Origin of the sequence: Leeuwenhoekiella palythoae, from assembly GCF_020310025.1 — a bacterium.
In the GTDB taxonomy this organism is placed as follows: domain Bacteria; phylum Bacteroidota; class Bacteroidia; order Flavobacteriales; family Flavobacteriaceae; genus Leeuwenhoekiella; species Leeuwenhoekiella palythoae.
This window is the reverse complement of the sequence record NZ_CP084318.1, coordinates 1,401,340-1,416,143: the sequence shown is the minus strand read 5'-3', so window position 1 is coordinate 1,416,143 and position 14,804 is coordinate 1,401,340. Positions and strand designations below refer to the sequence as shown.

Below are 14,804 nucleotides of genomic sequence, written 5' to 3'. Positions count from 1 at the left end.
CATTTAGAGCCGTGTCTTCATCGGTTGTGAATGTATCAGCAACGGCATCATCAACCGGATCAACGGTAATAGTAACCGTAACTGTTTCCGTAGTTCCATTAACATCTGTTGCTGTATAAGTAAAGGTTTCGTCACCTACAAAGTCAGCAGCAGGAGTATACTCAAAAGTACCGTCTGTTTGCATAGTGATGCTTCCGCCATTATCAGCGTCGTTATTGTAAACATAAGTAGCATCATCAGAATAAGTGTCGTTTGCACTTACATCGGCGTTTAAAACCGTGTCTTCATCAGTTGTGAACGCATCAGCAACCGCATCTGCAATAGGATTAACCGTGATGGTTACCGTAACTGTTTCCGTAGTTCCATTAACATCAGTTACCGTGTATGTGAAAGTTTCGTCTCCAGCAAAATCAGGAGCTGGTGTATATTCAAATGCTCCACTAGTAATCATACTAATGCTTCCACCATTATCTGCGTCATTGTTGTAGACATAGGTCGCATCATCAGCATAGGTGTCGTTTGCACTTACATCAGCGTTTAAAACCGTGTCTTCATCAGTTGTGAACGTGTCAGCAACGGCATCTGCAATAGGATTAACCGTGATGGTTACCATAACGGTTTCAGTAGCACCATTAACATCTGTTACGGTGTAGGTGAACGTTTCGTCACCCACAAAATCAGCTGCAGGGGTGTAATCAAATGATCCATCTGTATCCATCGCTACAGTACCACCATTGTTGGTATCGCCATTAAATACATAGCTTGCAGCAGCAGTAAAGGTGTCATTAACACTTACATCTGCACTTAATACGGTGTCCTCATCAGTCGTGAACGAATCAGCAACTGCATCTGCAATAGGATTAACCGTGATGGTTACCGTTTCTGTGCTGGTATCTCCATTTACGTCAGTAACGGTGTAGGTATACGAATCTGTACCGTTAAAGTCAGAATTTGGAGTGTAGGTAATTGTACCATCTCCATTTTCTGAAATTGTTCCGTTTGCCGGATCAGTAGTTGCAGTGATCACATAATCCGTACCATAAGTTCCTTGGAAGGTGTCATTATCTACTACGTTAGTAGTTACTGCTACATCTTCGTTTGTGGTGTCTGCATCGGCAACAATATCATCTATCGGATTAACCGTGATGGTAACTGTTGCAGTTTCGGTATCTCCATTTACATCAGTAACGGTGTAGGTATACGAATCAGTACCGTTAAAGTCAGGATCAGGCGTATAGGTGATGGTACCATCTCCATTTTCTGTGATTGTTCCATCTGCCGGATCGGTAGTTGCGGTGATCTCATAATCGGTGCCATACGTTCCTTGGAAAGTATCATTGTCCACTACGTTAGTAGTTACCGCTACATCTTCGTCTGTTGTATCTGCATCGGCTACAATATCAGCTACCGGATTAACGGTGATTGTTACAGTTGTAGTTTCAGTATCTCCATTTACATCAGTAACGGTGTAGGTATACGAATCAGTACCGTTAAAGTCCGGATCAGGCGTATAGGTGATGGTACCATCTCCATTTTCGGTGATTGTTCCGTCTGCCGGATCAGTAGTTGCAGTGATCTCATAATCGGTACCATAAGTTCCTTGGAAGGTATCATTATCTACTACATTAGTAGTTACTGCTACATCTTCGTCTGTTGTATCTGAATTCGGTACAATATCAGCGACTGGGTTGACTGTTATGGTAACCGTAACTGTTTCGTCTGTATCATTAACATCTGTTACCGTATAGGTAAATGTTTCTTCGCCAGCGAAATCAGCTGCAGGAGTATATTCAAACGATCCATCTGGATTCATGTCCACACTACCGCCATTGCTGGTATCACCATTAAATACATAGTTTGCAGCAGCGGAGTAGGTGTCGTTTAAGCTAACATTAGCATTTAATACGGTGTCTTCATCTGTTGTGAACGCATCAGCTACCGCATCTGCAATAGAATTAACTGTTATGGTTACCGTTTCTGTGCTGATATCTCCATTTACATCAGTAACGGTATAGGTATACGAATCTGTACCGTTAAAGTCAGAATTTGGAGTGTAGGTAATTGTGCCATCTCCATTTTCTGTAACTGTTCCGTTCGCTGGATCAGTAGTTGCAGTGATCTCATAATCGGTACCATAAGTTCCTTGGAAGGTATCGTTGTCCACTACGTTAGTAGTTACTGCTACATCTTCGTCTGTGGTGTCTGCATCGGCTACAATATCAACTATCGGATTCACCGTTATGGTTACTGTTGTTGTTTCGGTATCTCCATTTACATCAGTAACGGTGTAGGTATACGAATCAGTACCGTTAAAGTCCGGATCAGGCGTATAGGTGATGGTACCATCTCCATTTTCGGTGATTGTTCCGTCTGCCGGATCGGTAGTTGCGGTGATCTCATAATCGGTGCCATACGTTCCTTGGAAAGTATCATTGTCCACTACGTTAGTAGTTACCGCTACATCTTCGTCTGTTGTATCTGCATCGGCTACAATATCAGCTACCGGATTAACGGTGATTGTTACAGTTGTAGTTTCAGTATCACCATTTACATCAGTCACGGTGTAGGTATACGAATCTGTACCGTTAAAGTCCGGATCAGGCGTATAGGTGATGGTACCATCTCCATTTTCGGTGATTGTTCCGTCTGCCGGATCAGTAGTTGCAGTGATCTCATAGTCGGTACCATAAGTTCCTTGGAAGGTATCATTATCTACTACATTAGTAGTTACTGCTACATCTTCGTTTGTTGTATCTGAATCCGGTACAATATCAGCGACTGGGTTGACTGTTATGGTAACCGAAACAGTTTCGGTAGCGCTGTTAATATCTGTTACCGTATAGGTGAAGGTTTCATCACCTACAAAATCCGGTGCAGGGGTATAAACAAAGCTGCCATCGTTGTTCATAGAGACACTGCCACCATTGTCTGCATCATTATTAAATACATAAGTGGCCGTACCCGTATACGTATCATTAGTGCTTACATCAGCATTAAGCGTTGTGTCTTCATCAGTTGTAAATGTATCAGCAACCGCATCAGCAATAGGATTAAGTGTTATGGTTGCTGTGGCAGTACTTGTGTTCCCGTTATCATCAGTAATGGTATATGTAAAGCTATCCGTACCATTAAAATCTGCCTCCGGGGTATATGTGAAAGTACCATCAGTATTGAAAATGATCGCACCATTGGCAGGACTTGTCGTAAGTGCAGCGGTAGTTGGGGCAGTTCCTAGGTCATCTGCGCCATTTTCATTATTAGCAAATACACTATCGGTTAGTACTTCATCTTCATCAATCGTGAACTCATCGTCAAATGCATCTGGAGTGGAAACAATGGTTATATATACTGTAGCAGTGCTCGTGTTTCCATTAGCATCAGTGATAGTATAGGTAAAGCTGTCACTTCCATTGTAATTTGTATTTGGCGTATAAGTATAGGTTCCGTCAGTATTTACTACTGCATTTCCATTAGCTCCGTTGGTGAGTAAGGTTGCAGTAGTTGGCGTGCTACCTAAGTCATCTGCACCAAAACCGTTATCATCAAATAGATTTCCGGATACTGCTGCATCTTCAAAAGTTGTGAACTCATCATCAAGTGCATCAGGAGTAGAAACTACGGTTACTGTAGCAGTGGCAGTACTTGTTATACCGTTATTATCAGTTAGCGTGTAGGTAAAACTATCTGTACCGTTAAAGTCAGTATTCGGAGTATACGTAAAGGTTCCATCAGAGTTGACCACTACAGAACCATTTGTTGCATTGGTGTCAAGTGCTGCTGCGGTAGGTTCAGAACCTAAATCGTCAGCTCCATTACCATTATCAGCAATTAAATTTCCTGAAACCGCTGTGTCTTCATCCGTTGTAAATGCATCATCTACAGTATCAGGGGTAGCAACGATAGTGATAGTAGCTGTTGCCGTACTTTCCGCTCCATTCGTATCAGTGATAGTATAGGTAAAACTATCTGTACCGTTAAAGTCAGTATTAGGCGTATAGGTAAAAGTTCCGTTAGTATTTACAGTTACCGAACCGTTTGCTGCATTTGTTTCAAGAGCAGCAGTTGTAGGCTCAGAACCTAAATCGTCAGCTCCACTGCCGTTGTCAGCATACAGATTTCCTGAAAACGCTGTGTCTTCATTTGTTGTAAATGCATCATCCACTGCATCAGGAGTCGATATAACAGTTACTGTTGCGGTCGCAGTACTAGTAGCACCGTTATTGTCAGTGATCGTATAAGTAAAACTATCTGTACCGTTAAAATCGGCATTAGGAGTATAGGTAAAGGTTCCGTTAGTATTTACTGTTACCGAACCGTTGGCTGCATTCGTTTCAAGAGCAGCTGAAGTAGGTGCTACCCCCAGATCGTCTGTACCATTGCCATTATTTGCTAAAAGATCACCAGAAACTGCAGTATCTTCTGAAGTTGTAAATGCATCGTCAACTGCGTCAGGAGTGGCTATTACAGTTACTGAAACTGAAGCAGTACTTGATACACCATTGGCGTCTGTGATGGTATAGGTGAAACTATCCGTTCCATTAAAGTTGGCATTAGGAGTATAGGTAAAGGTTCCATCCGGATTGATCGTAACCGAACCGTTAGCAGCATTAGTTGCAAGTGCAACTGCTGTAGGTTCAGAACCTAAATCATCAGGCCCGTTACCGTTATCAGCCAATAGATTTCCAGAAACGGAAGCGTCTTCATTTACAGAGAATACGTCATCAACCGCATCAGGTGTTGAAGTGATCGTAATGTTGGCAGTAGCTGTACTTGACTGACCATTGGCGTCAGTGATGGTATAAGTAAAACTATCAGTACCATTGTAGTCAGTATTAGGCGTATAGGTAAAGGTGCCATTAGTATTTACAGTTACCGAACCATAAGTTGCATTCGTTTCAAGAGCAGCTGTAGTAGGTGTTATCCCTAAATCATCAGGCCCGTTTCCATTATCTGCAAATAAGTCATCCGTTATAGCAGTATCTTCATTAGTAATGAAGTTATCATCATAAGCATCAGGAGTAGAAACCACATTGATATTCTGACTTGCAGTTGCTGTACCACCTTGACCATCTGAAATAGTATAGGTAAACGTGACTGGGCCGTTGTAATCATCTGCAGGAACAAAAGTAATAGTGCCATCTGTAGCAATAGTCACTTGACCATTAGTAACGGCGATATTTTGTGCTACACCGGGAGTGACCGCAGTACCATTTATACTTTGTACGGTAAGTGGGTCTCCATCAACATCTGTGTCCCCTGTGAGTGGTGTTAAAATTACCGACTCATCTTCGTTCACCGTATAAGCATCATCTACAGCAACCGGATCATCGTTAACCGAGTTTACTGTGATTAATTGATCAGCAGTTGCAGTGGCTCCATTTCCATCGTTGATAACGTATGGGAAACTTACTGGACCATTATAATTAGCATCAGGTGTAAATGTGATTATTCCACCGGCATCTATTGTTACGGTACCATTAGTTACAGGAATAGTTTGTGCACCTCCGGCAATTGGAGTGTCATTGATACTTTCAATGGTTAAACCATCTCCATCAATGTCTGAATCCCCTGTAAGTGGCGTTAGGACTACTGAATCATCTTCGTCTACAGAATAGGAATCATCAACAGCAACTGGTGGATCATTTACTGCATTAACAGTTATAATCTGATTTGCAGTAGCTATGCCACCATTTCCGTCAGAAATTGTATAAGGGATTGTAACCGAACCATTAAAGTCATCATCCGGAGTGAATGTAATTATTCCACCGGCATCAATGCGCACAACTCCGTTATCTACTGCGATAGTTTGCTCACCGCCGGTAAATGTGGTTCCGTTGATACTTTGAATTGAAAGTACATCTCCGTCTACATCTGTGTCATCGTCTAATGGAGTTAGTACTACTGAATCATCTTCGTCAACACTATATGTATCATCAACCGCTACCGGATCATCATTGATAGGATTTACCGTAATCACTAATTCTCCAACATCTGTAGCAGTACCGTCGGTTACCGTATAGGTGATGGTAGGTACGGTACCATTGTAGTTCTCAGCCGGACTGAACGTATAACTTCCATCTGAATTGATCTGAAGATCGCCAACATTAGGGATTGAAGCTACTTGTCCCGAGGTATAAGGAGTTCCATTAAAGGTAAATGCAGTAATAGTTAATACATCGCCGTCTGCATCGGTATCATTCAATAATAAATCACCAGCGTTGTCATCTCCTACTGATAAATCAACATCTTCGTCAGTTGAATTAGAATCATCTACAGCAACAGGAACTCCATTTACGTCTAAGGTTGCAGCATTAGAAGTAGTTATGTCACAAATGTAGGTAGCATCAGAAATAACAACCGCATATTGATACCCATCGTTAGCATACGCTACAGCGGTTAAGTTAAGGGTTGCAGTCGTTGCCCCGGAGTAAATTCCACCATCAGTAATGTTTGAGAAGGTGCTTCCACCATCCGTGCTTACTTGCCATTGATAGCTTAAGGTAGTACCTGTCGCGGAAACAGAGAAAGAAGTGTTTTCTCCTTCGTTTACAGAACTATTAGCAGGTTGCCCGGTAATTGTCGGAGCAGCGCCCGGTGTAGTTACATTTGCATTTGTACCCGGGTAGGTCGCAGCGGTAACTGTACCGTCTGTATTTACTGCTGGCGGATTTCCGGTACCGTAATATCCGTTTCCATCTGCATCAGCATTTGGATCGTTGTATGCTTCATTGGCGTCGCTACAATTATCACCATCAGAATCGGTGTCGAACTGATCTATAATTCCGTCAAGATCAGTATCAAAACGGTCGTCAACGCCATCTGTATTGGTATCAATAAAACCTGCAGTATCGGCATCTTTGTAATCTAAAATACCATCATTGTCTGAATCTACAGTTGGGTCAGTTCCTCCGTTTTCAACGCTGTCTAGGATACCGTCATTATCGTCATCAAGGTCGTCTGCATCAGCTACCCCATCATTATCGTTATCTAAGGTATCACGGTAGTCAACATCACCACCGGTGTTTACGTCGTTATCCGTATCTGGGAAGTTGGTTTGAGGGTCGTCGTAAATACCATTAAAGTCCAGATAGGCATCCCCATTATCATAATTATCATCAAAACCGTTATCGCCAACGTCATTATTTGTTCTTCCGTCAGCATCGTCATCGGCAGTAGGATTTCCTGCTTCGACAATATCAAAAAGCGAATCGTTATCAGAATCCAGATCTAAATAATCTGGAGTTCCATCACCATCTGTATCTACCGGTTGAATACCTATTCCTACACCTCCTGAAGAATCATAATTATCATCAAGACCATCTTCATCAATGTCATTTTCAGATCTATAAACATAGCCTAAAGTGGTTTGACCTTCGACATTATCAGGTATAGTATCGTCATCAGAATCTAAATCCAAGTGGTTAGGTATAGAATCCCCATCTGTGTCTGGTATGACTAATGGGGTTCCTGCTGTTGGAAATGGAGTGTCTGTATTACCTTGAACGTCATCATATGGGTCTAAAGCATCAGCAAGGCCATCAGCATCTTCATCGTTCAATGTTCCGGCACCATATTCTCCATCTCCGTCGGGATCAAAACCACCGGCCTCAATGGTATCTGGGATCCCGTCATTGTCAGAATCTAGATCCACAAAATCTGCATTGGCACTTCCAGAAGTATTTATAGGAACAATAATAGATTCTGTTTCGGTTGCACCAACCACAGCCAGAGGAATACCGTTATCATTAACTTCTGTGTTATCTAATACACCGGTACCTGGTTGTCCATTTCCGTCAGGATCGTCTGTGCCTCCAGACTCAGCATAATCTGTGATACCGTCATTATCTGAGTCTAAATCAAAATAATTAGGAATACCGTCTCCATCTTTATCCGAAGGATTGGTTCTGGGATTTCCATCTCCGTCTTCGTTAAAATCTTCATAGATATCTAAAATACCGTCATTGTCGTCATCTAAGTCATCGGTATCAGCAACGCCATCTCCGTCTTTATCCTGGTTATTCAACTCTCTCCAATCTCTATCCCCACCTACATCATCAACATCAGGCATATCTGTGGGGAGTTGTCCATTGTTTGTTGCGTTTAATGGATTTGTAGTGTCAAAAATTCCATTTTCAAAATCATCGTGAAGACCATCTCCATCAATATCTATGAAATTACTTGGGTCTACAATACCGTTATTATCAGCATCAAGAGGTAAATCAATACTATCATCAGTTGCATTTTCAGAAATATCGTAAGGATCTACACCCTCATTATCTTCAGAATCAGCATTAGTATCTGCATAATCCGGCGCCGAGCCTCCGTCTGTATTGATAGTACCAATGGCGACACCCCCATTATTCACATCGTACGCATCATCTATACCATCATTGTCAGTATCAATACCAGAAGGTGCTCTATATCCTGTCGTAGGCTGCCCTTCTATATTATCAATGATACCGTCGTTGTCAATATCAATATCAATCACATTCTTAACCCCATCTCCATCACGGTCTGCATTGAAGCCATAACCAAATCCAGGGATTACACCATCATTAGTATCTGCTAAACCGTCTTGATCGGCGTCTGCAGGCGTTCCGGAACCTACAATCCCGTCATTTTCACTGTCTACAACCTCGAAGTTACCTTCATAAGTATCTGGGATACCATCGCCGTCAGAATCTAAGTCTAAGTAGTTAGGTAAGCTGTCTGCATCTGAATTTCTAAGCGTTGGGAAGGTAGCTTCGGCATCAATAGGGTCGTGCCATCCGTTATTGTCAGCATCCACAAATCCATCAACCACACCATCATTGTCGGTGTCGTTATAAGAAGGATTATTTGAAAACGCTTCTTCAGTATCAGAAAGTCCGTCGTTGTCTGAATCTCTATCAAGGAAATTATAGATGTTAGGAACGATATCAGAATTAGCGTCAGTATTTCGAGGCGTGTAATTGGCCACACCGCTGTCTGCTGAAGTTTCAAGTTCGTCTGCAAAACCATTAGTTCCATAACCTGCAGTATCCACTAATCCATCATTATCAGCATCTGTAAGTCCGGCTTCTAAAACATCTGGGATCGCGTCATTATCAGCATCAAGGTCTAAATGGTTAGCAATTCCATCACCGTCTAGATCATACGCCGCTGCCGGAAGACCGTCAGCATCACCTATCGCAGCATCTGTAGAATCATCATCAAGATAATTTACAACACCGTCACCATCTGCATCAGCATTAGGATCAAGTCCGGCTAAATTTTCAGCAGTATCAAGAATACCATCATTGTCATCATCAAGGTCAATACTATCTGTTATACCATCACCATCACTGTCAACATCGATAAAACAGTGTGTTAAATCATAGATAGCAAACCCAGGAGCCGAACCAGCATTGTAAGTTCCACCTGAAACAATACCATAAGAAATCACAATACGATCTACCGGTGTGCTAAAGCTTGCGTAGACCACACCAAAAGCGGCATCAGCACCAGTTTGTGGAGCGTCAAAAGCATCACTAGTTACGGTGTTTCCAGCAATAGTGTGTATAGGAGTTCCTTGGAGAATTGGGTTAACGGTTGTGCCTCCCAGATAACCGGTAATTGTAACAGTCTCTTGATAATTTACAGAGCCGCTAGAACCATCAATATCAAATAATTTAAACTGTACTCCATCAAGACCAGTATTAGATTCTCCTAGAAGAATTTCAGTAGAAATAACATCACCATCAATATTGGATGCAAGAGCTGATAAAATTAATTGACTTGCATCTGAAGGACTACTGCCTAAATCTCCTTCATAAAAAGCAGCATTAACGGGAGTAGGGGACTCTAAACCACCTGCTGGAGGAGTAATATTGAATGCATAAGAAGTATTATTCTTATTGTTGTACGTATTAGAAGTCGAGCCAGGAGCCCAAGTTACCGTATCCCAGTTAAAGGTGCTTTGAGTAGCACAGGGATCTGCAGTAACCGAAATTGTAAGCGTGCTTGAAGCAGTGCCGCCATTACTATCAGAGATCGTATAATTTGCAGCAGGAACAGCGCCATTGAATCCTGGAGCAGGAATAAACTTATAACTTCCGTCAGCATAGATGGTAAGTTCGCCTTGAGCTGCAGCCACACTGTTTCCGGCAGTTGCTGTGGTTCCGCCAAAGGTGAATTCAGTTACATTAAGTGTATCACCATCTGCATCAGTATCATTGATTAAAACCCCTTCGTCTGCACCAATAAACAACGTTACATCTTCATAAGTGGTATCAGTGTCAGGGTTTGCAATAGGATCATCATTAACTGCATTGATCGTAAGCGTTAAATTACCCACGTCAGTAAGTGCCCCATCTGTCACGGTATAAGTGATGGCAGGAACAGCGCCGTTATAATTGGAAGCCGGTACAAAAGTGTAGCTTCCATTGGCATTTATGGTAAGATCACCAACACCAGCTATAGATGCAGTTTGCCCGGCAGTATAATTTGTACCATCAAAGGTAAATTCACTAATACTTAGCGCATCGCCATCGAGGTCTGTATCATCCTGTAGTAAATCATCGGGGCTACCATCGGCTACAGTTAAGGTAGTGTCTTCGTTAGTACTATTAGAATCATCAACGGCTACCGGAGGATCGTTAACCGGATCTACAGTAAGCGTTAAGCTGCCTACATCTGTAAGAGTTCCGTCGCTTACGGTAAAGGTAATTGCTGGAACCGGACCATTATAATTTGTAGCAGGTGTAAAGGTGTAGCTTCCATTTGAATTAATAACTAAAGTACCAACTCCAGTTACTGTTGCAGACTGCCCGGCATTGTAGTTAACTCCATTAAAGGTAAATCTGGTAATAGAAATAGGATCACCATCTACATCAGTCTCTACAGGAAGTAAGTCATCTGCGCTTCCGTTGGCAACGTTAAGTACGGTATCTTCATCAGTACTATTGGTGTAATCGCCAGCTACCGGAGGGTCGTTAACAGGAGTTACTGTTATAGCTAAATTTGCTGTAGCGGTAAGTGAGCCATCGCTTACTGTATAAGAAATAGCCGGAACAGTACCGTTGTAATTTGCCGCAGGGGCAAAAGTGTAACTTCCGTTAGCATTTATTGTAAGTGCTCCTACGTTGGCCACTGTAATGGTGGTGCCGGCACTTTGAGTAGTTCCGTCGAAGGTAAAGTTGGTGATGTTCAGCGTATTGCCGTCAACATCAGAATCATTATTTAATAAATCTCTGGCAGCACCGTCTGCTACAGTTATTATTACATCTTCAGGAGTAGTATTACTGTCGTCAACAGCAACCGGAGGGTCGTTTACAGGTGTTACCGATAGTGTCAATGTAGAACTTGCGGTTCCACCATTTCCGTCAGTAATTCTATAGGTGATTACAGGAACTGGACCATTATAATTGGCTGCAGGTGTAAAGGTATAACTACCGTTAGTATTCAACGTAAAAATACCAACTCCAGAGATCGGAGCACTATTTCCAGGAGTGTAATTCGTTCCGTTTATGGTGAACCGGTTTACAGTTAAGGTGTTACCATCAGCATCCGTGTCATTAATAAGCACACCATTGGCTGCATTAACATTAAGTGCAGTGTCCTCTGGCGTACTGTTAGTGTCAGGATTAGCTACAGGAACCCCGTTTACAGTAAGAATTGCTGCTGCTGCTGAGGTAATTGTGCTACAAACATAAGAAGCATCGGTTACCACAACTCTGTATCTGTAGGTGTTATACGAGTAGGGCACATTGGTTAAAGTCAAAGTATTGGTTGTGGCACCAGAATATACACTACCATTAGCCACATTACTATAACTTCCCCCGCCATTAGTACTTACTTGCCATTGGTAACTTAAAGTGGTACCTGTAGCGGTAACAGCAAACGTGGTATTGGTACCTTGATTTATAGTTTTATTAGTAGGTTGTATACTTATAGTTGGTGCGACATTTACAGTAGTGACATTGCTATTGGTTCCGGGATAGGTTGCACCTACAACAGTACCATCAGGATTTACTGCAGGAGGATTACCTGTGCCATAAAAACGGTTGTCTCCACCATCAGCATTAGGATTGTTGTACGCTTCGTTCGCATCAGAACAGCCGTCATTATCACTGTCTGTATCTCTAGAATCAGATGCAGCATCACCGTCAGTATCTCTTGGTAAGCATTCTAAGAAAACACCAAATGCAAAGGCTTGACCACCTTGCGCACCATTTTGACCAGCAGTATTGATTTCAACAGAAAGTCTGGTTGCATCTACTGTACGTAAGATAGGCACACCTGCCCCTGTATTATTGTATTGAACTCTTCTGGATCCGTTTCCTGCTAAATTATAACCTGTTCCACCAACGCTTTCAATAATTTCCCAGTTTCTACCATTGGTACTAACACGTTGATATTCATCAGCGGGGAATCCTAAATTATTTGTTTCTTCGGTATCGGCAAAAATCAGGTCAGGAGTATAAACAGTTCCTGATGCTGTACGGGCGGTAAAGGTGACGTCAAAACTTATATCATTGTTGTTTCCGGTACCACCACCATTGGCATATATTGATGCACCTGCTAAATTATAATCAGATTTTAATTGAGCTCCTCCAAAGGTGTTAAAGTCACTTAAAAAATAATCTGAAGGACCGTTTCCATTGTCAGAACCATAAGTTCTTGGATTAGTAAGATTAAGATCTCTTACATTGGTAAATGTCGCAGTGATAGAGCCACCGCCCGGAAGATTAAGAGTGGCGGTGTCGTTCTCATCAATACCGTCAGCTATTGAAGTTCCTGTCCAAGATAACCAAAATATGTTCTGAGCAAAGTCACCGTTTCTTGTTGTTGAATTACCGTTATTAAGGGTAGCGCAATTTTGTTCATTTGTATCTAAGATTCCGTCATTGTCATCATCACGATCACAACTGTCAGGAACCCCGTCTCCGTCAAAGTCTATTGTGTCATCAGAACCCGGACATCTGTCATTCCCGTTAATGACTCCGTCACCATCGTCATCGCAATTGGTTCCGGTAATTGAAGGATTTTTACTACTTAAATCATTTTGGCCACTACTTACTAACGTTGGTACACCACGACTACTTACAGTACCGTTTAAACTGGTGTCAGTTTTAAGATTAGCTCTTGTTATGCTAGTATTACTTCCTTCTAAAGCATCAGGGCAACCATCATTGTCACTGTTTAGGTCAAGATAATCTGGAGTGCCATCAGTGTCTGAGTCTAAAACAGAACATGAAAGAGCGCTAAATGGTATTTGTCTTTTACTTATTGAGGGTCCTTGATAGCTTACTGTTAGAACTTCGCCTCCGGTATTCTCAAAAAAGGTTACTTGAAATTTGTGATGACCTACGGGTAAACTTATAGAACCATTCCTTTCTTGGTCACCGTGTAAACCATCATTGTTTACAACTTGAATATCATCAATGAAAAGTTTTGAACCATCATCTGAACTTGTAAAAAATGTATAATTTCCGGCTGTTGATATAAATATTGTTCCGGTGTACCGTATACTGAAGGTTTCACCATCTCCTGGAGTGACAAATGCATATAAGGCATCAACATCAAAATCATTAACACGACCTATTGAGGTTGCTCCAGTTCGAGGTATATTATCTACCGTATTTCCCGAGGGTACACTATTATAAAATTCATAATTTAAAGTTCCGACACAATGTGAAGTTAGGTTTTCGTTTTGATCTAGAATACCATCATTATCGGAGTCCAAGTCATACTGATTTATAACTCCGTCAAGATCTTTATCATAATTATCATTTACTCCATCAAAATTTGAATCAACAAAACCTGGTAGATCAGTATCTATAAAGTTTGGTATGCCATCATTGTCGGCATCCGCGTTGGCGTCTGGGTAACCATTGTTTTCAATGGCATCTGCGATTCCATCATTGTCGTCGTCTAGATCAATTGTATCAGCCACGCCATCTCCATCGTAATCACATCTTGGAACCTCAAAAGTTCTAGAAGAAGATTCACTACTAATTGCATAAAACCAAGTATTAATAGTTCTATTATTTCCAAAATCATCACAGAGATTGGCGTTTGTTGCTGAACCTCCTCCATTTGCTGGAGCTGGTACAGCGGTAGTAGGGTTTGGACCATCCCAAGCATGTACAGGGCCTAAAACTCCTTGACCAAGTAGGCTTGAAGAAACTCCAGCACCAGTAGTATTATTATTGGGATTGGAGCAATCGGTGCCAATATTTGTAAGTTGAGTGTCATCCCAGTAAAGTCTTCTGTTTGGTGTAGAAGGAAATATACCCACTACAGATAAACCATTCTTATTCTGTTCTGCATCGACCATTGGTATGTTGGTTCGCCCTTGATAAAGAGTGAGTAGAACTTGAACGGAAGCACCTTCATTAACTGGGTTACCCAGACCATCAAGACCGTTCCACGACATAATATGGTTACCAGGAGTGATTGAATATGCCTCTAAGATGCGGTCTCTAGTGCCAGATTGAAAACCAGGTGTGCCATTCAAGTCCAATAATAGTCCAACATCTCCGGCTTGATCTGTGTAGTAAGGAATGTCATAGTCTCCAGGGCACCCAAAAATTCCTGCACTATCAAAAGAAGGGACACCCACTTCACCGTTAGGATAAATGGCGCTATCGGGACGTGTCAAAAATGTTGGGTAACCGTTGTTTATGTTTACGGATCCATTGACAGATCTTCTATCTTGTATAAAATTGCCAGTGCTATTTACGCCAGTACTATTAAATGCTAATTGAAACCCAAACGGTCGAAAACCTTCTGAAAACTGTACCTGAATAGTAAAACCATCAGGGGTATAAGTAAAAAAGGTT

Annotated in this window: 1 protein-coding gene (running past one end of the window); it reads right to left on the bottom strand. The window is 41.8% G+C overall.

The annotated features are described in order from the left end of the window. A protein-coding gene (locus LDL79_RS05950) for an Ig-like domain-containing protein (RefSeq protein WP_225599528.1) crosses the window boundary here: on the bottom strand, positions 1-14,623 show its 5' end (the start). It extends 17,645 nt beyond the left edge of the window; only the first 14,623 of its 32,268 coding nucleotides appear in the window; it begins with the start codon at positions 14,621-14,623; its stop codon lies beyond the left edge, outside the window. Positions 14,624-14,804: the final 181 nt, after the last annotated feature.